Genomic DNA, 20,473 nt, shown 5'->3' with positions numbered 1-20,473 from the left:
CGGCTCAACAAGAAAGCCATGCTACCTTGCAACAACAAGCGGCAGTTCAAAACGAAACAATCGCTGATTTAAACAAACAAATTGCGACATTACAAGAGTGGTTGCAACACCAGATTGCTTCAGCGGCAGCTCAAACAGAAAGCAATAGTAATTTACAACAACAAGCGGCTGCTAAAAACGAAACAATCGCCGATTTAAACCAACAAATTGCGAAGTTACAAAATCAGTTGGAGCAAGCAGCAGCCGAAAAAACTGCCCAACAGGAAAGCTATGGAACTTTGCAACAACAGTCGGCGGCGCAAGGCAAAACAATCGCCGATTTGAACCAACAAATTGCGAAGTTACAAAATCAGTTAGCTGAACAAGTAGCATGGGCGGCAACTCAAGCAGAAAGCTATGGATATTTGCAAAAGCAATCGTCGGCGCAAGGCGAAACTATCGCTGATTTAAATCAGCAAATTGCCGCGTTACAAAATCAGTTAGAGCAACACTATGCCGCAGCTGCTGCTCAACAGGAAACCCATGCTGCTTTGCAACAGCAATCAGCGGATTGGGTGGAAAAAATTACTGATTTAAACCAACAAATTGCGGCATTAAAAAATCAATTGGAGCGGCAATCTTCTGCTCAAGCAGAAACCATCGCTGGTTTACATCGACAAATTGCCGACTTACAAAACAAGTTAGAGGAGCAAATTCACGCTCAGACTACCCTAGCAGAAAACAACGAATTGCTTAAGCAAGAGTTGGCAAGATATGCTCAGCGCATCACTGAGTTAGGACAGCACGCTGTTGAGCAAAACAGCGTTGCTTCTATTGGCGAAGGGTATCTCAATAAGTGGCGGTATCGCAATTTTTCTAGCTAGGTTTGAGATCTGGCAAAAGTCACTTTAACTCCAGGAGTGGGGCGGGCGAGACGCCCACCCCACAAGAATTTTTATCAGTTTCAAGAATTACGCATATGATGCCTATGCAACCGGACTCCTAAGAAAGCTGATGCTTTCTTGGCTGGCTTACTCCCTTCCCGCCGGAAGAATTTGTACTGAATGAACCGCGTTCGCGTAGCGTGCGCGCCAGCGCTTAGACGCGAAGAACACGAAGGAAGAGAAAAGAAGAAGTACATAATTTTCTAGCGGGATGGGAGTAATGAGCGATTGTCCCGATCAAGCTATATTTACAAATTTAGCTGAAGCGCGGAGGCTCTCAACCTCGTTTTTGGTAGCGGTGCGTTACGCTTCGCTAACGCACCCTACATTTAGAACATAATGATTTCACCTGTTTTTAAAATGAATTACTTGATCTAAACGCCCTAACGAACTCACCGCCGACTCGCGCACGTAGGAGTCAACTGATTCGTCCTGAGTTAATGCTGTGAGGACTTCTACCGCGCGTTCATCCCCAGAAGAACCGAGTGCGTTAACGCTCGTTACGGCTACGGCTACATTATCGGTTGTTTTCAGCGTCTCTACCAAAATATCGAAAGCAGGCTCGCCAATTTCTCCCAAAGCCATCACGGCGGCGATGTGTACAACGGGATTGGGGTCGTCGATGGCGGTTTTTAGTCCTTGAATGCCTTGATCTGGAAAGGTAACATCGGGATGGTTTACTGCTATTTGCGCTAGTGCTTTGGCGCAGCTACCCCGAACGGTGACATTATCGCTGTTGAGCAAGGATTCTACAATCGATGGTACGGCATCGACACCAATTATCCCTAATGCGACTACCGCTGCGCGACGATAGGTGACATCTTCGTTATCCAGAACGCTCATCAGACGCGGAATTGTTGTTTCATCGCGGATTTCAGCTAGTTCTATCATTGCCCGTTTCCGCAAGTTGGGATTGGGGTGTTTGAGTTGTTCAAATAGGGTGTCTTGAGTCATGAGAAGATTTAAGATTTTAGATTTTAGATTTTAGATTGAAAATCTGCTTTGGCGCGAACTAACCAATCTGGGTCATTTGCGGCGATGTTATGACTGCTGGTATCTCCCAGTTTTTCTAATGCCATTAAAGCAGTATATTTCAAATCCCAAATTTTAGTTTCCAGACAGGCTTTTAGGGGTTCAATTGCGCGGTTATCGCCGAGTTCGCCTAGTGCGATCGCTGCGGCGGCGCGAGACTTCTGAAACTGGGGTTGGCGATTGTCCAGCGCTTCGATTAATAGATCGTATGCGGGAGCGTACTTCAGCCAACCGAATAGTTTCATGACATGGTAGTGAGCGCCATAGTCATTGTATGCTTCTTCGGCATATGTCGCGAGTAAACCTGCCGGTGCTGCTTCTGGGTAAAGGTCTAACAAGGTTTTAGCGGCGAGATAGCAGCGTCCGAAGTCGGTTTGATATAACTCGCGGAGCAAAAACTCTAAGGTGGGGGTTTGATCGTAACAATGGACGAGATCGAGATCGTTCGGATGGTCGCGCAGAACTTGTTCTAAATTCGGTTGAATATCTTCAAAAGTAATCTTTCCGGCGGGTATTCCTACTTCCGCCATCAATCGAATTCCGCGCAGGCGAAACACGAGGGAAACCGGACAGCGAGCAATGTGAGGAATTGCCGCATAATATTGACAATCGATTAGGTCTTGAATGCAACCGCGTCGAGCATTGACATTGGGGTGTTGCAGCAGGTCTACCACATTTTCCATCACTCCATAGTCGCCGGTGAATCGGTAAACTGCTGACATGGCAGCACTGGCAATCGTTTTGTCATCATCATCGACAAATTGGCGAATCCGATCCAGCGCTGGTTTGTAATCCAACTTCGCCAGGGTATGAATAATTACCCGATAAATTTGCCCTGGTTTTTCTAATAATTGAGTGATTTCTGCTAATATTTGTGGGTCTTGGGTGCCGATTTCTCCAATCGCCCAGACAGCCGTTTCCACAGTGTAACAATCATCATCTGCCAGACAAGTTTGAATTGTGGGTAAGGCTAAATTTGTCTGTAGTTTTCCCAGTGACTTCACCGACTCTCGTCGCACGATGCGGTTATCTAGGGAAGGTTCGGTGTTGTGTACTGCCCGGATCAGAGCATTAATTGATTCTGGGGTGGGGAAGTTAGCCAAATGGGAAGCTGCGATGTAGCGAGAATCATCTTCTCCCAGTTGGTCTTGGGGCGTATCTAAGAGAGCGATCGCTTCTGCTTCTGTCAGATTAAAGAGATTCCGAAAGCGCTTATCCATGTAGCAGTTCCTCAACAAACATAAACCTGGGGATTCCTAAAACAATACTTAACCCACTTTGGCAAAGCACTATTCTAAGAATCCCCAGACTCGATTAGCTTAAGTTCCCTCGGTGATTCGAGATATTTAACTCAGCTTAGGACAGAGAGTTAATTGCATAGTCGAGCAGTGCATTGTATTCTACCAATGCTTGAGCAGACATATCGCGAGGAGCGCAACCACGATTGCGAGCAAAGCTCAGTGCTTCAACGTAGGGAGCGGTGGGCAGACCCAAAGCGCGATATACTTCACGCTGACCGGCAATACCCCACTCATCCAGAGGACCAGTACCGCCAACAACTAGGCAATATTGGATCAAGCGCATGTAGTGCTTGATGTCGCGCAGGCATTTTGCCTTGTAGGTATCGGTGGAGTTAGCTTCACCAGCATTGTTCAGGTAGGAATACTTTCTGATGCAAGCATCGTAAGCTTCGCGAGCCACATTGTCCAGGTTGTTAGCCAGCTTTTCAGCAGCTTCCAGACGAGCAGCTGAGCGTTGGATAGAACCTTGAACGGATTCTAGATCGGAGGTGCTGGGGAAACGACCTGCTGCATCAGCAGCAGCAATAACAGTGGTAACGACGGATTTCATTTCTTAAATCTCCAAAGTTGATTTTGTACTGTGAGCTTAGTTTCAATATTCCTGAGCGAATTGCGCTTAGCAATTGACTAGCTCAGAGCTGAAATCACGCGATCGAAGTAGCTGGAAGCTTCAGCAACCAGGCTAGCGCAACGATCTTGTACCACGGGAGCGCCCATCTTGCGGAGCTTAGCGCCAGCGCGAGCTTCGCTGGGGTTGTCTTGGATGTGAGCAGCAGCTTGAGCCTTCATGATCTGAACGGCACGCACGGTGGAGGTGGTAGGAACGCCCAGTGCAGCGTAGGTTTCCTTCAAACCGTTGAGGCAGCGATCATCTAAAACGGAAGCGTCGCCAGCCAGCAGTGCGTAGGTGACATAGCGCAGGATGATTTCAGCATCGCGCAAGCAAGCAGCCATCCGACGGTTGGGGTAGCAGTTACCACCAGCTTGGATCAAGCCTTGGTTTTCGCAGATCATCCCAGCTACGGCGTCAGAAACCATACAGCTGGCGTTGCTAGCGATCGCGTTTACTGCATCCAAACGCTTGTTACCTTCAGCAACAAAAGCTTTTAAAGCACCGAGGTCAGATACACAAGAGGTGCTGGTATCTGCCGTTACAACGGCTCTGGAAAATGCGTCGAGCATTGAACTCTCCTAATTTCAATCAGTTTTATCTTGTCTTGAGCAAGACACTCTTGAAGATAAAAGAAGAGGGATGCGACCGTCTCAGTTATGAGAAACAAAGTAATATTCTGTAACAAAATTTAAGCCCCCAAGCCATAACCTTGGCTGGGGGCTTTGATTTTAGGGATTTCTGACCGCTCTATAGGCGCTTCGTCTTCATCAGGTGCTTAATGACATTATCCTTAACCATCAGCTGCCGCATGACTTCCAACAGGAACCCTTGAGCCTCTTCCTGGCTCAGTCCTTTGACCTGCTGCTCATACGCCTTCAGGTTAAATTGTTGCTCCAAGCTAAGTCCAACGGGAAATTCCATCATCTTTGCCTCAAATCTGGTTGGTTTGTTACAGGTGAGAAAGCCAATTGGGTTTTGTTCCAGCTGGAATCGCGATTTTGTTGAATCGCACCCCTGACGGTGAGTGCGTTCATGATTTATTATTAAATATAGTAACAAATGCTTGACAAAATATCTACTCTGCTTATCGAGTTAAGGCGGGGTTCAAGGACAGGGAGAGGCGGAGACGCTAAGGACGCGGCGACGCGGGGAAAACGTTGAGACGGGGATTGAAACCCAGCCTGAACGTGCAGCAGAGAATCTTCGATTGGCGTCGGGGTCCGGGACTCTGGGAACGGACTTTCAGACAAGGGGCACCAGACGCTTCAAACACTCCGCGTCTTTGCGTCTCCACGTCCCCGTGTCGTCTTCGCTCAACGCAGACTGGTGGGCGGTAAAAGCTTTATCATCAAAAAGCGTACTACGTGAAAAAATGGGGCTGGAGGCTGGGATTAATTGATGGACGCAATGGAGTTTTTTCAACGGAGTGCTGGCAGGTGGCGCTCGCAGCGCACAACCCATCACCTGGCCTTCAGAAGATCTGAGGTGGGTGAGTCGGAAATCCAAGTGGATGCTTTGGCGGCGGAAGATCCAGAGATCGTTGCCCTGTGTGAATTCCATCAAATAGATGGCAGTCTGGCGATTGGGGGTTGCCGCGTCACCTGGGGTGGTTCGATGGGTTGGGATAAAGAGGGAGAAAATCACGAAGGCAAGACGGTGTTTGCCCTCGTACCCGATGCAGACAATCCCCACCAAGGTCAGTTACTCCGCGACAGAGGTTACGCCGAAATCGTGCCGGTGGTCGGTCAATACCACATGGATGAGGATGAAGGACTGGTTTTGATCACCGAATACGACACCATGAGTTCGGAGGAACGTTTCTGGTTTGCCAGTCCGGATTTGCGGATGCGAAGCAGTATTGTGAAACGCTTTGGCGGATTTAGTACGGCGTCGTTTTGTACTGAAAGCCGCATTGGGACAGACTTGGGGAGTCAAAAGGAAGCGCAACCTGTAGCTGCTGCTAGTGGAGATGTCACGCCTGCACTAGCTCAGGAAGTGCTGAAAGCCAAACAAGACGCTTCTAGACAATATTTCTCTTTCCTGGGTTGGTGAGCGATCGTCATAGGGCTGATGCCTACAACCGTGGGGTAGAGTATTTGCGGGGGATGCAAAACCTGCTGCCAGATCCGGCGATGGTGGATGTAATGGGAAACCTGCGCGATCGCTCGCTCATCTGCACCTTTCTCGGTGAAAATATTGATGCGGTAAATACCGATCTGCGACGCTGTCTAGTCACCTGCCATGACTGTTTCCACCCCCAACACCATCGCCCGATACAAATCTTTGCCGTTCCCCTGGCGCGATCGTTTGGACTAGATGGACTATGCCACCTCTCACACAGCGCGATCGCTATCCTAGTCGATGTAGGTCGTCTGGCTCGAAAGGATTGGTTGCGTCTCGTCGCCCATGAATACGCCCACGCTTATCTCAACAGTCCCGGTCACGGTCAGGAGTTTGCAGCCGTCCTCTCCCATCTCTGTTTGGGTTTGGGGCTAGAACCCCCTCCAAACCAGATAAACTCGCTGTTGCAAAGTTGGCCTCCCTACACCCCAACCCTAGATGCGCTGGCATTTTGGCGAGGAGAAAGGGAATTTAGCAGCGGGTGCGGTCAAAACCACTTGCGGAATCATTCCTGGCGCTGATACTCATCGGTACCGGATGCATTCAGACAAAACGTGCCAAAGTGATGTAATCACCTTTGGATGGAAGCCTTACAGCATCTAGGTTTGCTCTGGATATTAAGAAGCTTAACGTTTTATCAGGTTACTGAGAATTCTGGTGCGTTTTGCCCTTATGATGAGGAAAATTTGTAAAGTTTCGTAAGAAGGAAGTTTTTAAACGTGGCTATTCCCCTTTTAGAGTATGCCCCTTCGTCTCAAAATGCTCGCGTTGCTGCATACGAAGTTCCCGGCGACGAACAGCCCAGGATCTTCTCGACAGACAACCTGCTGTCTCCGACTGACATGGGTAACCTGATCGAAGCGGCTTACCGCCAGATCTTCTTCCATGCCTTTAAATCGGATCGCGAGCGCTTTTTGGAGTCGCAACTCCGCAACGGACAAATCACCGTCCGCGAGTTCATTCGGGGATTGTGCCTGTCCAATACCTTCACCAAGAGCTTTTACAACCTCAACAGCAACTACCGCTTTGTTGAGCATTGCGTACAGAAGATTCTGGGACGGGATGTTTACAGCGAGCGCGAAAAAATCGCGTGGTCGATTGTAATCGCGACCAAAGGTCGCGCAGGTTTCATCAATGACCTGATCAACAGCCAAGAATACCTGGATAATTTCGGCGACAACATCGTTCCCTTCCAACGTCGTCGGGTTCTGCCCTCCGGCGCCAGCGAGCTGCCTTTCAACATCAAATCACCCCGGTACGAAGCATATCACCGTGGCAAACTTGGCTTCCCGCAGATCATCTGGCAAACGAGTGTACGTCGTTACACTCCACCCGACAAGCAAGCCAAAGCAGGCGATCCATCGCTGTTTATGGGAATGGCTCGCAGCATCAGCGCACAAGGCAATCCCCCACAACGGGTTTCGCCATACAACATCGACTACGAAAGCAAAGTGCCTTATCGCAAGCGGTAAGTAAGGCTGGTCATTTGGTAAGCGCGAGATAAACTAACACTAACCATCCAAAACATAGGAGTCGGAATTCAGGTTTTAGGGTTCAGAAAATGCCTTTCTGAATCTTAAGTTCTGAAATCTGGCTCCTTATTTATTTGAGGAGCATAAGCGCCCAGATAAAACCCGTTATATCATGTGCTTAAGCAACGGTTGTGTAACGGCTAATAGCTAATCGCTAATGGCTGCTATCTGGCAATTGAAAAGCTCGCAATTAGCAATTAGCAATTAGCCATCCATACACTACCGATCTCTCGCGGACATGATATTAAAACTGGTTAGATATCTTTGTTGTAAAAAATTTGATTATGCAATTCTGCCGGAGCCGCGATCGCCTTCTGTGCAGCAAGAATAGTTTGGGTTGAGTAAAAGGCTGTTATAGAAAAGCATAAATCCCACTGTCTTTAGCGTTTAACTGTCTTTAATTAACTACATTCACTCGCCGCGCAGTTCCGTAATCCTTGTATATTTTTGCAGATCGGTGTTTACCGCAAGTTGATGAAATTGGGTCAGGGAACTATAAAGTTTGAGTAAAAACCTGAGTTCGCTCTAAAAATCAAAACGAATCATATCATGTCCCTGGGCAACGGTTGTCTAACTGCTAATAGCTAATCGCTAATGGCTGCTCTGGAGGCAATTGAAAAGCTCGCAATTAGCAATTAGCAAATAGCCATCCATACACTACCGATCCCACCGGACATGATATCAGGAAGATGGGGAAGAAGACACGGGGACACACCGGACAAGGAGACACGGCGAAAGAATTCACCGCGTCCTTAGCGTCTCCCTGTCTCCGCGTCTTCTTCCCCATCTCATCGTCGCCTGAGAACTTCCAGTAGGGTATTAAATGCCTTTGGCAGAGGGGCGGTAACCGAAATCCACTCTTCAGATATGGGATGCTGTAAGGTGAGTTTCCATGCGTGGAGTGCCTGTCCTGGCAAGTTTACACCGATGTCCCGCCCGGAACTGTATAGGGGGTCGCCGACGATAGGATGTCCCATATAAGCACTGTGAACCCTTATTTGGTGCGTGCGTCCGGTTTCTAGCTGAAAGTGAATTAAGGTGTAATTGCCGAGTCGTTCTTGAATTTGCCAGTGGGTGACGGCGGGGCGTCCGCCTTTTTCTTCAGGGACGACTGCCATTTTTTTCCGGTCAACGGGATGGCGTCCGATGGGTTGGTTTACACTACCGCTTTCGGTTTTGGGGACGCCGTAGACGACGCCTAGATATTCCCGGCGGGCGGTTTTGGCTTTTAGTTGCGCTTGTAGGTGTTGGTAAGCTTGGTCGGTTTTGGCGATGGCGATCGCTCCCGTCGTATCCTTATCTAATCGGTGGACTATTCCCGGACGCTGTTCGCCGCCAATTTCTGCTAAAGGACAATGGGCTAAAAGGGCATTGACAAGTGTGCCATCTTGGTGTCCAGCAGCGGGATGAACGACTAATCCGGCGGGTTTGTTGAGGATGAGTATGCGATCATCTTCGTAGAGGATATCGAGGGGGATATCTTCGGGTTGGAGGTTGGTGGGTTGGGCTTCGGGGATGGTAAGGTGAATGCGATCGCCCGGTTTTACCTTAGCGTTCTTATCGGTACAGGTTTCGCCGTTAATTTCCACGCACCCTTGTTCGATGAGCTTTTGGATGCGAGAACGGGATAAATCGGGTAATTGGTTAGATAACCAGCGGTCGAGGCGGTCTGGCTTTGTTGCTGTCAGAATTTCGCTGGTTTTGTTCAATTCTAGCTGGATTTCTGAGTGAGAAATGTTGATTGGGCTGAACTCGTCTATCTTCTATTTTGGCTTTGATTGAACCGCAGAGGACGCAGAGGACGCAGAGGAAGAGAGGAAGGTAGAGTTTATCGCGTTCTGCCGATCGCCTTTAATTATTTTCCCGACTATATGGAGGACGACTAACCATGCGGAAATACATCATTTTTCAAGCTGACGAACGAGAGGAACGCGAAGCCTCTCGTCGCATCCTAGCTCACACAGGAGCCTGTACCGACATCCTGGCTGAGTATTTCGATTCATCAGATGGCCCCATCCCAGAACCGGGTTATCAAAGAAATGGGTTTAAAACCCCGTCCTTCCAGGACGGCTTTACTTTTTTGCCATTTTAGTTTACCATACTATTGCTAGTTTGGTAACTATAATGTTAAAAGCCTACAAGTACAGAATCTATCCAACGTCGGAGCAAGCAATATTGCTTGCTAAGTCGTTTGGATGTGTACGGTGGTTTTACAACTTTGCTCTTAATCTAACTAGCGAAACATATAAAGCAACAGGTAAGGGATTAAGTCGTAACGACATCATTAACCTGCTTCCTGCTCTCAAAAAACAGTACGAATGGTTAGCAGAACCCCCATCCCAGTGCTTACAGCAAGTAGCATTAGACCTGTCTAGTGCTTTTCTGAATTTTTTTGAAAAGCGTGCAAAGTACCCAAACTTCAAGAAAAAAGGCACTAAGCAATCTATTCGATTACCTCAAGGATTCAAACTAAATGGCGACTATTTAACACTGCCAAAATTAGGTAAAGTTTACTGTAAAATATCTCGCGAACCCGAGGGAAAACTTAAATCTGTTACGGTATCGCTTACACCATCTGGTGAATACTATGCAGCTTGTCTTTATGATGATGGTAAAGATGTCCCTGCTTCATCATCAGAGGGAAAAGCTGTTGGTATAGATATGGGAATAACCCATTACGCTATTACATCTGATGGTACTAAGCATGGCAACCCTAAATATTACCGTAAGTACGAGACAAGATTAGCCAAAAGGCAAAAGTTACTTAGTCGCAAACAGAAGGGTTCTAGTAACAGAAATAAAGCTCGGATTAAAGTTGCTAAAGTTCACGCAAAGCTATCAAGATGTCGTGAGGATTTTCTCCACAAACTAAGTCGTAAATTAGTTGACGAAAACCAAGTCATAGTGGGAGAAAATTTGGCAGTTAAAAATCTGGTCAAAAACCCCAAATTAGCCAAAGCTATTAGTGATGCTGGATGGGGACAATTTTGTACCATGTTAAAGTACAAATCTGAACGCGAGGGGAAAACTTATATGGAAGTAGATAGATTTTTCCCGAGTTCAAAAAATTGTAGCAACTGCTTACATCAAGTAGATAATTTGAGTTTAGATATTCGTAGCTGGCAATGCCCTAAGTGCAAAACAATACATGACAGGGATATTAATGCAGCTATCAATATCAGGGATGAAGGTTTACGAATTTTGGCGGGAGGGCATCTCGCTACCGCTTCTGGAGAAAGAGTAAGACCAAGTAAAGGCACTGCTTTTACAAGGCGTTTTTCTGTGAAGGAAGAATCCCCATGCATTTAGGCTGGGGAGTTGTCAAAGACCCTCTGAGTACTGCCAAGTGCCGGAAGCCATAGATCCAGAATCGCCCGGTTCTAGTACCCATTTCCGGCGCGGTGATTGGGAAGTAGTGCGAGTTGAGCAATATGCGCCTATCGGAACTGCCGAATTTGACCTCGTTGTCCTCTGCTACTGTCGGTACGCACCTATCGAATCGCCTCTTTTCCCGATTCGACGGGGGAAAGGTAGTTCTCAACTGCAAGAGGTTTATAGCTAAGCTTACTTACAGCGGATTGCTTTCTTAGTGAGGTACAGCCTTAAGGCTTCGTTTGTCAAGCGCGCAGCATTAATGCTGCGCGCTTGACAAACGAAGGTGTACCTCATACGACTGCAATCCGCTGTAAACCAAAGCCGTTGGCAACAGAATCACCAACGGCTTCAGTTCTGTCATAAAATATTTCCTCAATTTGCTGCAATTAACCAGGCGCTACATCTGCTACCAAATCTACTGCTCAATTCTTTCTCTGACAATCCGAATACTCTCCCATGCTGTTATATGACCCGCTTGTCGTTCATCTAGTAATACCAAGTAAACATAAAGTGGATATATTTTATTGAGATTCTCTAGATACTTACGGCTAATAGCTTTACTTTCTTGACCGCTTAACTTAATTGTATTGAGCGCCGCTTCATTTTCGGAGATTACCTCATAAGTTACTGACAACAAATGATAGATAACAATAACAGGAAGCAGAGGAAAGTATAAAAGTAGGAAATCACTGGCTTTGCCTGCTTCAATTGCTTTAAATTTGCCTTCGAGGTCGTGGTCGAGGTCGCGGTTGAGGTTGCGGTTGAGGTTGCGGTAGAAGTCGCGGTCGAGGACGCGATTGAGGTCGCGATTGAGGTCGCGGTAGAAGTCGCGGTTGAGGACGCGGTAGAAGTCGCGGTTGAGGACGCGGTTGAGGACGCGGTAGAGGACGCGGTAGAGGACGCGGTTGAGGTCGCGGTTGAGGACGCGGTCGAGGACGCGGTCGAGGACGCGGTCGAGGTCGCGGTTGAGGACGCGGTTGAGGACGCGGTAGAGGTCGCGGTAGAGGACGCGGTCGAGGACGCGGTCGAGGACGCGGTCGAGGACGCGGTCGAGGACGCGGTCGAGGACGCGGTCGAGGACGCGGTAGAGGACGCGGTAGAGGTCGCGGTAGAGGTCGCGGTTGAGAACCAAAACCTCAGCTAATTTCTGTTGCCAAGTTTGCTTCTTTCCCGTTTCTATTCCTGCAATGATTCGCTGTTCTCCATCAAAACACCAGCATCCTACTTGTTTTTCTGTGATTGGATACTCCTCGACTTCAGCTAAAGTGGGCAGTCTGTACTTAAATCCCAATGCAGAGTGCTGCTGAGTTAACCATTCACAAAACTCCTCAGCATCACTCGGCCTTACTCCAGCAATAAGATTTTTGGCATCTCCTAGCGGAAATCTGTAACTTTTCCAATGGTCAGGTTGGCGATTTTCACCCGCTTTCAGCTTCTCATCAATAAAAAGCTGATATTCGGCGCAGGTTATGTAACTCATGTCAATTTCGACATTTTCATCAATCCGCAGTAAATTTTGCAGACGCCTGGATAACAAAACGTTAGCTGCTAAGTTGAATCTTTCTGTCATCGACTTTCCAAATCTGCGTTTAACCTTTCTTCCAGTTGTTGCCGAACGTCTGGATTTACACTCAACCCCTCCTCCAAGCAATCATAGGCGAGTGCCATTGCTTCAACCGATGGAGATGGCATCGCTAAGACTGCACGAATCAGATTGCTAGCATTACTCTGCGCTGCATAGAGACGGATGGTTTCGGCCCACCAAGATTGATTAATATTTCCAATTAACAGATTCTCTTGGTTTGATTCCTTAATCTGAACCGCTGCCAAATATTCCTGGAAACTCAAGTGAGCAAATTCATAAACGCCTACTTCTTTTTCCACTAACAACCCACTCACATCCCGAATTTTCTGGATAAACTCCTCTGGATTCGCCCCACTGCCTGCTACATCTGCCAACTTGTCTTTAATCAGATCAATGCCATCGGATAGTTTGACCTCACGAGTCTTCTGCTGCATTAATTCAAATGCCAGCAGTTGCAGCACAGATTGCTTTTGCGTAGCTGTTAACGAATCGGGAATATTCTTAGCTCTCAGTCGCTTTTCTAGTAAAACCTGGCAAATTTCTTTGTAAAGCTCGACTCGTTTTCCCGGCAAGGCGCTACCGCGACGGTGAACTGTGGCAATCATTGTTAGCAGTAGAGGATTCACCGCCATGTGCGCTAGAGGGTTGCTATTTTTAATCCGCTTAATTAAATCATCTGCTTGTTGTTTCGCTTCTTCCCGCACTCCCAAATCTTCTTTTCCAGCGCGACTCATTACTTCTGTTGCCAAATACCAGTTCTGAATAAACTGTTGCATCTGTTTCAGGCTAAATGGTTGCACTTCTAAGACAGTCGCATTTTGTTGCAACCGCGCAGTTTTATAACCAAAAGGTCGAGAAGTTAAAATAAAAGCCGTGTCCGGGTATGCCTGCATCTGTTCATCTACCCAAAGACTCACCTGCTGGCGCTGGGTTTCATCCGCCACTTCATCCAATCCATCTAACATTACCAAACATTGGTTTTGACGTAATTTTTCGGCAAACCAGTTAGGCGGTGGATTCAGCGGTTCAATTTTGCGCTGCTGCTGTACCTGTTGAGTAATTAACTCTGCCAGAGACGGTTTCTTATTCACAATTTCTTGACGCACATCTCGGAGGTACAACAACACCGGAATCAATTTTGGCGCTTTCCGATGCATTTTTCGCTGTTGCTTTGTGGCATAAGTCAGCGTTAAATGTCTCAAAAGCGTTGTTTTCCCCGAACCGGGTGCGCCCAACACTGCCATGCGCCGAAATTCCGGATGCTTATCTATCGCTGCTAAAAAATGCCAAATTTGCGTTTGATTTGAGTTATTTCCTTCATCCTTTAGCGGCTGAATCATTGTCTGACTTGCATTCTCTGCCTCTTTTGTAGCAATTTTGATCGGCACAAAAACCTTTTGCAAATTCAGGATGCGGTCTTTATCCAATCCCTGTGTTTGATAGTCTCGACAGATATATATCAAACTCTGGTAATATTCCCGCTGAAAAGGTGAGGTTAAATCTAACAACCAATTGTCGAGTTGGTTCCAAATCCAGTCGGCAAAACTAACTGCAAGTTGCTGTCTCTTTGCCCTAAACCTCGGTGAAAGTTGGTTAGTAACTGGGATGAAAAACTTGATGGCATGGATAAACAACATCAAAATTACGGTCACAAACAAAGCCAAAAATGCTGCTGTCCATTCGCGCCTCAGTAAGAAATACAACATTACCGCCAGTCCGAAACCGGGCGGAAACCATACCAACCTGTTCTGCCATTGTTTCGGTAACAGCAGTACGGGCGGCAGCACAGTCCCCAAACCAAACAGAACCAGGGATGTATAAAAAACTGCCGAACTGAATTCCCCGCCTACGTAGTTACCCTTCAACAATCCGAAAAGGATGCCACCTCCCAGCAGGGGTAAAAAACCAACAAGCCAATTTTGATTCCCAGGCGTTGCACTCGGCGGAGACTGACTGGATATAGCACCGAGGATAAAAAGTGCCAATATACACAGTACAGTCAGTATTATTATTAGGGGGTCTTCAATTTTTAAGTCCTGTTTACCAGGCAGTTGGTTGATTAGCCAACCTAAGAAACCATTACTTAGTATCAATAGCAACGGAAGGAGCCAATTTTGGATAATTCTGGACATGAGCGATCGCATTCAACAGCCAGTTGTTTCCGAGTTTACGCGATCGCCTCCATAATTGCCCAGAGAAAGATAATCGCAGTTATACCGCGTTGCTACTGAGTCTGATTTAGCTTGTCTGTGCTTTGGCTAGCTTGATTTGATCCTGATATCATGTCCGGTTGCATCGGTAGCTGCACGAGCGGGGCGGGTTTAACTAAATTTCTCGTGGTTCCACTGAATGGTTGGTAAAACCCGCCCCTACAAGATCAAAAAATATACACTACCATTGCTACCGGGCATGATATGACTCGGCGATCGCAAACCTGTGAATCCAATTACCAATTACCTTTGAGTGGAAATTGGACAGTGGACAATTATCAACGAAAAACTGGTTTTAGAGCAAGGTGATTCGAGAACAGTTAACTAACTGTCAACTGTTAACTGTCAACTGTCAACTGTCAACTGTTACTTAGATTTAAGCGCTTCTGCTAAAGTGCCAGTTCGTTGCGCTATATTAATCGCTTGTCTTCGCATCTCTATCACTTGAGCAATTTCGCGGGACAAAATTGGTTGACGTTCGATCATTGCATTGACTGTATCTGGGTTGATTGCCATCACTTCCAGATCTTCTACAGCTGTAACACATACAGGACTAGGTTCCCGACTGAACAGAGCCATTTCTCCAAAAAACTCGCCCTTGGATAGCCCTGCCACCTCTAATTCTTTGCCAGTATCATTCAAAACGGTCATTACGGCCTGACCAGAAATAATAATGTACAGACAAAAAACCCGGCTGCCTTGGGCGATCGCAGTTTCTCCTTTGCCAAAATGTTGTATGGTTGTTCCCTGGGTCAGTTGCTCAAAACTATTAGGCTCCCTAGTAAGAGGGATAAAAGCAGGAATTGAGGAAAATCCTCGACTCATTTTGCTTACAGGACTTTCTGCATTGCCAGCTACATCTTCTGGGCCACATCCGTAGTTGTAGTGATAAAGGTTGAGATCGTGGCGTCGGGCAGAATACCAAATTCGGGTCATCAATTTGTCTTGCATTAATTCGATATCTTCAAACTTTTTGACAAAGAACTTCACTTTATAGGTAATTACCGTTTCATCGTAAGATAAAGTCAGACAAATTGGTTCTGGTTCGGGCAAAATTCCCCGAATAGATAAGGCGGTACTGATTAAGACTTGCTTGACGGTGTTGGGAGGATTGTCGTAGGAAAAGCCAACTGTAACGTGACCATAATAGAGGCGATCTGGTTCGGTGCTATTGCGAATAATTTCCTTGCCAAGCATCTGATGGGGAATAACTATCACATCGTGTTCGATCGTTAGCAAGCGAACTGCTCGCCAGTTCATATCAATCACTTTACCTTCAAATTCCCCCACTTTCAGCCAATCGCCGACCCTAAACGGACGCTCGAATAACAGCATAATTCCGGTCAAGACACTGCCTAAAGGGTCTTGCAGTGCTAAACCGATGACGATGGAGGTTACTCCTAGTGCGGTGGCAAGTCCTGCTAAGTCAGCGCCCCAAACTTGCGAGAGAACGATCGCCCCGCCCACTAGAATGGACATCACCCGACATAGGTCAACCAGTAATTTGGGGATTCGCGCCCGCCAAGAGTCTGCCTCTGCTTGCTCGAACAACAACAGGTTAATTAGAGAGAGGGTAGCATTAATCGCACATATCCAAAACAGCGTTTGGATAATTTTCACTGGCGTCCCTTGCGGATCGAGTTTGAATACATCTCGAGCCAAAATCATTAACGCTAAGGATGGCAAAACCAGGTTTTTCACCGCCTGCAAAGTAGATGCAAAAGCGTTTCCCTGCCGTTTTAACTGCTGAATTACCTCTCCGATAATAATCACCAAAAGGGGAAACCCAACGCCTAAAACAACTGCCCAAATTAACCAAGGTTCTTGCCAATTCAAATTAGTCATCTGAAAACATCTCCACGTACACACAGATTCGATTCCTTCAGTATTTTTTTGCGGTTTGACGATCGCTTCATCTGGCGATCCAGATTAAATCGCACTGGGGCTTGCCCCATCATCTGGGGGTTCTGCTGCTACCTCGCTAGAGGTTTTCCCAGTCGCGACCGTTCCCGCTCCCGTTTCATCTGCTAATTTTGCTTTAACGGCACTGTTGCCTTTAACAGGTTGCGCTTTTTTAGCCGCCTGAGACTTTTTCGATGGCTCCGATGGTTCGGTTTGGGCTGGGAGGTGGTGTCGCAGTTTCCAAGCTGGGAACGATTCTTTATCTGATTCTTCGATGATTTCAAATGGCTCGAACTCGTAAAGATCTGACAAGCGATCGCGAACGGATTCCGAAACTAAAATGCTTCCAGGCGGACAAGATGATTTCAGCCGGTGGGCAATGTTGACAGCCTCGCCCCAAACGTCATAGGCGTAGCGGCTTTTGCCCACAATCCCGGAAGTCAAATCTCCCGTGTTGATCCCAATTCGCAAATCCAGATTCAAGCCGCGTTCGTAGTTAAAGCGGCGCACGTGTCCCAGCATTTCCAAGGCACAATCGATCGTCCGCTTATCGCCATCCAAGCGAGCCACCGAAAGTCCGCAGACTGCTATGTAGCCATCGCCAATGGTTTTAATTTTTTCCAGACCGTATTTGTCTGCCAAGTCGTCAAAAGCATCAACCAACGCATCCAGCAGCAAAACCACTTCTTCACTGCTTAAGGATTCAAACAGCTTGCTGAAGCGATGCAGGTCGGTAAAAATAATACTCACATTAGAAACGGGATCGGCGATGACGCCCTCTCCCTGTTTGATGCGCTTGGCAATCTTAGTGGGTAGTAACAGGTCAATCAGATTTTGATTTTCAGCATTGTGCTGTTCTACCTGTCGGATTTGGTCGCGCATCGAGTAGACTTTATCGTTAATTGACCTCGCCAAATCGTTAAATTCATCTCGCGTTCCCGATGCCACCATACTTTCGCCGTCGCCAGAGTCCAGCTTTTGCGTGCTAGCTATCAAGCGGTCGATCGGTTTGACAAATAGCCTCGCCAACCACATCGCCACTAAAGTGATCAGCACCACGATCAAAGTAGCTCCGATGACTACCTGGCGCTGAAAAGTGCTAATCGGAGCAAAGGCTTCGCTGACATCCATTTCTGCGGCGATCGCCCATCGCAACCCGTCGATTTCTACAGGTTGATAGGCACCCAGCACCTCGCTGCCCCGATAATCCTTGTTACGCAGCAGTACCGTTTTGCCCGACAGTGCCTGCTTCACCCCTTTAACATCCACAGGCAAAAATAGAATTGTCGTATCGAGTTCGCGGATTTTTTTGACAGATGATTCGGGCAACCCGCTCTCGGAAAGCGATTTGGTAAACTTGTCTTTGTCTTCGATCAAGAATCGCGATTTTGATCGCATCGTGGCATCAGACCCCACCAGATAGGTTTCTCCACTGTCTCCCAATCCGTTTTCCTTCCATTTACCGAAGCCGTTCACAATGTCGCTCACCCGATCTACTGGAATCTGAAACGCCAAGACGCCAACCATCTGCGGTCCGTCAAAAATCGGGGAGGCGATAAAAGCTGACGGTACATTGTAAGAATAGATGTATGGTTGGAAATCAACCACTTTGACATAAGCCGCGCTGTTCGAGCGGCGGCAATCTTTAAACGCCTACACTAAGTTGCTATCAGCAACAGGTCCTTCGAGCAGGTTGATGCCGAGGTCACCCTCGTTAGACAGTAGGTAAACCACATTCCCCTTCAGATCGATCAGGTACATATCGTAGTAACCGAAACGTTCGGCAATGTTGGCAAACTTGGGGTTGTAGCGAACGTTGACGCGACTGTAATTACTGCCGTCTTTTGGGTCTTCTAACTTGTACTTTTCACCGATTGGATAAGGGTTATTGGCAAGGTAGTGATACTGGAGGTAGCGAGCCGCATTGGTTTTAGGAATGAAGGTTTCCGGGATCGGCTCAGCATCTACCGCCTTTTTGAGTTTCGGCACAAATTCATTGCGGTAGAACTGCTCGATCTTTTCATCATAGGCTTGGGGTATGTTTGCCGTCGCCAGTTCCTCGAAAGCCTGCGTGAACTCCTTCATCGAATTGATGACCATGACAGCATCGCTGAGTGTCTGGGTGTGTTGAACCAAAAATTTATAATATCGCTCGACTTGGGTCGCCGTCATACCCCGCAGACTTGTTAGCTGGTTGTATACTCGCTGTTCGAGGATCTGTTGTCCCGCGCTCGAGCAAATAAAGGTGCTTGCCAGCATGGAGGATATACTGACCACCAGCAGCATGACTATGAGTTTGGTACGGATACTGAATCGATTGAGTTTATTGAGCGATCGCATAAGAATAATTTTGCTACTTCGGGTATCTGCTACCGAGAAAAACACTTTTTGATTTAATCAAATAACTCAGTAGTATAAAACCTATTTGACATTATTTTATATTTTTTTTTAATAAAATTAATTTTTGTTGCGTAGCAGCTCGGTGCAAGATGTGAGTTTTCCTACTTTTTCTACTTTTGGGATTGGCAATACTGGGAGCGATCGCATCGCAAATATCGCGCGCGATCGCACCATCTTTTCACCCCATAAAAATCAAATCTTCCGGCTGCACTTTCATCTTGATTTCGTTACCATAAACATCAATCACTTGAGCGAAATAAGTTAAATCTTGCCGCGAATGTACAAGAATGCTTTCCGGTCTTTTTTCCAGATATCGCTTAAACTGCGAAACTTTGCCACCGCTTTCTAAATAATCTACCAAATAGCGGAATAATTTCGACATAATCACGTAATCTCGCGAAATGGATTTTAACCCTTCGACTTTAAATCCTAAGTTTGTTTTATCGTGAAACCAAATCCCTAACTCTTGGATTCGCGCTTGGTTTACGGCTTCGTTCATTGCTTGTCGCAAATCGTTGAATATACCTTGATAATAATTTGGATAGGCTAAACCTGCTTTGAGTAATTGATAGTTCAGGCTGGCTTTTAGTCTGTTTTTATCTAGAAAAACACTAGCTCCATCTGGTTCTTCAGGTTGTCCGGCAAAGGCATAAGCCAGGGGACGTTGGTTGTTTTCGGTGGCGCGGCTAATAATATATCCTTCAACTTTTTCTAATGCTTGCAATACCTGTTTATTGGGAGCCGTCTGCATGACGCGGTTAAATCCTAATTTTTCCAGCATGAAATCTCTGGCAGCAAAGCCAAGTTTTCGGGGTTGGTGAAAATCTTTGTAATGGGTTTCTAAGGCATCAATTCCTTGAAATCGCAGTTGGACGTGACTGTTGCCTTTGATATTAACGGGTAAGCCTGCTAGTTTTTTCCAGTTTTCTGGGTTGTGCGCTTTAAACCGGATTGAATCTCCATCGGGCGCGTATCCTTTGATGTGAAATGTCCCTTTGATGAGCGCAAAAGGCATGGCTATTCCCCTTTAGTTAAAAAATGCGCGTTTATTGATGAGCTTAGGATACCAGTTGCACATTTTTTTGGGAATGGGGCGATCGCCTACACCAAGAAAGCGGGTTTTTCTCAAAAACCCGCTTTCTAACTCCCTTTAGTTCGGGTTGGTCAAATCAAATACAACCTTGAATTGAATGTGCGGTACTTTCCGACACAAGAACTGAAAGTGCCCATCTGCGTCAGATCGGTTGCGGAAGCGGGCGATAATTGCCCATTGGTGAGTGGGGAGTAGGCGTGCGATTGCCCAGCAATTGAGGCGTTGTCGATAGGTCATAATGGAATTTACCTCCAAATCATTGACACTCCCCGGCTTAAAAGACCGGGGATTCTAAGCTCATCGTCAGAACTTGCTCCACCAGGGTTTCCCCAAGCAGAGTAGCGGTTCCAACTCCCTTAGCGTTACTTTGGGGATGCCCTCCCCTA

Annotated in this window: 20 protein-coding genes and 1 pseudogene; 7 read left to right on the top strand and 14 right to left on the bottom strand. The window is 46.9% G+C overall.

The window, feature by feature from the left end:
- Positions 1–863 (top strand): annotated as a pseudogene (locus MiSe_RS39150) (hypothetical protein); the annotation flags it as partial.
- 405 nt (positions 864–1,268) lie between these two features.
- On the opposite strand, the gene MiSe_RS39145 reads toward MiSe_RS39150, so the two are convergent.
- From MiSe_RS39145 to MiSe_RS39125, 5 genes are all read right to left on the bottom strand, one after another.
- Entirely contained in the window at positions 1,269–1,877 is a 609-nt protein-coding gene (locus MiSe_RS39145) for a HEAT repeat domain-containing protein (protein ID WP_226590870.1), read from the bottom strand.
- 23 nt (positions 1,878–1,900) lie between these two features.
- Positions 1,901–3,175, bottom strand: coding sequence for a C-phycoerythrin alpha-cysteine-82 phycoerythrobilin lyase CpeY (gene cpeY, locus MiSe_RS39140; RefSeq protein ID WP_226590869.1), 1,275 nt, complete (start codon positions 3,173–3,175; stop codon positions 1,901–1,903).
- Positions 3,176–3,311: 136 nt separating this feature from the next.
- Positions 3,312–3,806, bottom strand: coding sequence for a C-phycoerythrin subunit alpha (cpeA, locus tag MiSe_RS39135; RefSeq protein ID WP_226590867.1), 495 nt, complete (start codon positions 3,804–3,806; stop codon positions 3,312–3,314).
- Positions 3,807–3,883: 77 nt separating this feature from the next.
- On the bottom strand, positions 3,884–4,438 hold the full coding sequence (cpeB, locus tag MiSe_RS39130; protein WP_226590865.1) for a phycoerythrin subunit beta: 555 nt from the start codon (positions 4,436–4,438) through the stop codon (positions 3,884–3,886).
- A gap of 178 nt (positions 4,439–4,616) precedes the next feature.
- Positions 4,617–4,790 carry an NblA/ycf18 family protein gene (locus tag MiSe_RS39125; RefSeq protein WP_226590875.1) on the bottom strand — a complete coding sequence of 58 codons (174 nt, stop codon included), beginning with the start codon at positions 4,788–4,790 and terminating at the stop codon, positions 4,617–4,619.
- A 477-nt stretch (positions 4,791–5,267) separates the two neighbouring features.
- Between MiSe_RS39125 and MiSe_RS39120 the strand changes: the two genes are divergently transcribed.
- The 3 genes from MiSe_RS39120 to MiSe_RS39110 all read left to right on the top strand — a co-directional run bounded on the left by MiSe_RS39120 (position 5,268) and on the right by MiSe_RS39110 (position 7,462).
- Positions 5,268–5,921 carry a phycobiliprotein lyase gene (locus MiSe_RS39120; protein WP_226590873.1) on the top strand — a complete coding sequence of 218 codons (654 nt, stop codon included), beginning with the start codon at positions 5,268–5,270 and terminating at the stop codon, positions 5,919–5,921.
- Complete coding sequence (locus tag MiSe_RS39115; protein ID WP_226590863.1) at positions 5,918–6,511, top strand: hypothetical protein; 594 nt, start codon at positions 5,918–5,920, stop codon at positions 6,509–6,511. Before MiSe_RS39120 ends, MiSe_RS39115 begins: the two co-directional genes overlap by 4 nt.
- A gap of 198 nt (positions 6,512–6,709) precedes the next feature.
- The gene (locus MiSe_RS39110; protein ID WP_226590861.1) at positions 6,710–7,462 is read left to right on the top strand and encodes a phycobilisome rod-core linker polypeptide; all 753 of its coding nucleotides are present in this window, start codon (positions 6,710–6,712) and stop codon (positions 7,460–7,462) included.
- Positions 7,463–8,150: 688 nt separating this feature from the next.
- Here MiSe_RS39110 and MiSe_RS39105 read toward each other — a convergent pair.
- Together MiSe_RS39105 and MiSe_RS39100 are read right to left on the bottom strand one after the other, a co-directional pair.
- Positions 8,151–8,309 carry a hypothetical protein gene (locus MiSe_RS39105; protein ID WP_226590860.1) on the bottom strand — a complete coding sequence of 53 codons (159 nt, stop codon included), beginning with the start codon at positions 8,307–8,309 and terminating at the stop codon, positions 8,151–8,153.
- A gap of 1 nt (position 8,310) precedes the next feature.
- Entirely contained in the window at positions 8,311–9,231 is a 921-nt protein-coding gene (locus MiSe_RS39100; protein ID WP_226590858.1) for an RluA family pseudouridine synthase, read from the bottom strand.
- Positions 9,232–9,410: 179 nt separating this feature from the next.
- Between MiSe_RS39100 and MiSe_RS39095 the strand changes: the two genes are divergently transcribed.
- Genes MiSe_RS39095 through MiSe_RS39085 form a run of 3 tightly spaced genes read left to right on the top strand, consistent with a single transcriptional unit; the run spans position 9,411 to position 11,084 of the window.
- On the top strand, positions 9,411–9,614 hold the full coding sequence (locus tag MiSe_RS39095; protein ID WP_226590855.1) for a hypothetical protein: 204 nt from the start codon (positions 9,411–9,413) through the stop codon (positions 9,612–9,614).
- A 32-nt stretch (positions 9,615–9,646) separates the two neighbouring features.
- Positions 9,647–10,831 (top strand): RNA-guided endonuclease TnpB family protein, encoded by a 1,185-nt coding sequence (locus tag MiSe_RS39090; protein ID WP_226590852.1) that lies wholly within the window; start codon positions 9,647–9,649, stop codon positions 10,829–10,831.
- Between the two features lie 37 nt (positions 10,832–10,868).
- On the top strand, positions 10,869–11,084 hold the full coding sequence (locus MiSe_RS39085; protein WP_226590850.1) for a hypothetical protein: 216 nt from the start codon (positions 10,869–10,871) through the stop codon (positions 11,082–11,084).
- A gap of 228 nt (positions 11,085–11,312) precedes the next feature.
- On the opposite strand, the gene MiSe_RS39080 is transcribed toward MiSe_RS39085, so the two are convergent.
- The 7 genes from MiSe_RS39080 to MiSe_RS39050 form a co-directional block, all read right to left on the bottom strand.
- Positions 11,313–12,467 carry a hypothetical protein gene (locus tag MiSe_RS39080; protein ID WP_226590849.1) on the bottom strand — a complete coding sequence of 385 codons (1,155 nt, stop codon included), beginning with the start codon at positions 12,465–12,467 and terminating at the stop codon, positions 11,313–11,315.
- Entirely contained in the window at positions 12,464–14,614 is a 2,151-nt protein-coding gene (locus MiSe_RS39075) for an NACHT domain-containing protein (RefSeq protein ID WP_226590847.1), read from the bottom strand. Before MiSe_RS39075 ends, MiSe_RS39080 begins: the two co-directional genes overlap by 4 nt.
- Positions 14,615–15,058: 444 nt before the next feature.
- A complete protein-coding gene (locus MiSe_RS39070; protein ID WP_226590845.1) occupies positions 15,059–16,537 on the bottom strand; it encodes a mechanosensitive ion channel family protein in 1,479 nt (492 codons plus the stop codon).
- An 84-nt stretch (positions 16,538–16,621) separates the two neighbouring features.
- A complete protein-coding gene (locus MiSe_RS39065; protein ID WP_226590843.1) occupies positions 16,622–18,202 on the bottom strand; it encodes an adenylate/guanylate cyclase domain-containing protein in 1,581 nt (526 codons plus the stop codon).
- Positions 18,203–18,247: 45 nt separating this feature from the next.
- A complete protein-coding gene (locus tag MiSe_RS39060) occupies positions 18,248–18,934 on the bottom strand; it encodes a hypothetical protein (protein ID WP_226590841.1) in 687 nt (228 codons plus the stop codon).
- A gap of 238 nt (positions 18,935–19,172) precedes the next feature.
- A complete protein-coding gene (locus MiSe_RS39055; RefSeq protein WP_226590838.1) occupies positions 19,173–20,009 on the bottom strand; it encodes a thermonuclease family protein in 837 nt (278 codons plus the stop codon).
- A 135-nt stretch (positions 20,010–20,144) separates the two neighbouring features.
- Positions 20,145–20,324 carry a hypothetical protein gene (locus MiSe_RS39050; RefSeq protein ID WP_226590835.1) on the bottom strand — a complete coding sequence of 60 codons (180 nt, stop codon included), beginning with the start codon at positions 20,322–20,324 and terminating at the stop codon, positions 20,145–20,147.
- Between the last annotated feature and the right edge of the window lie 149 nt (positions 20,325–20,473).

The organism is Microseira wollei NIES-4236 (assembly GCF_020521235.1).
Classification (GTDB): Bacteria; Cyanobacteriota; Cyanobacteriia; order Cyanobacteriales; family Aerosakkonemataceae; genus Microseira; species Microseira wollei.
The sequence above is the reverse complement of the archived record's forward strand: the minus strand, read 5'-3'. Positions and strand labels throughout refer to the sequence as shown.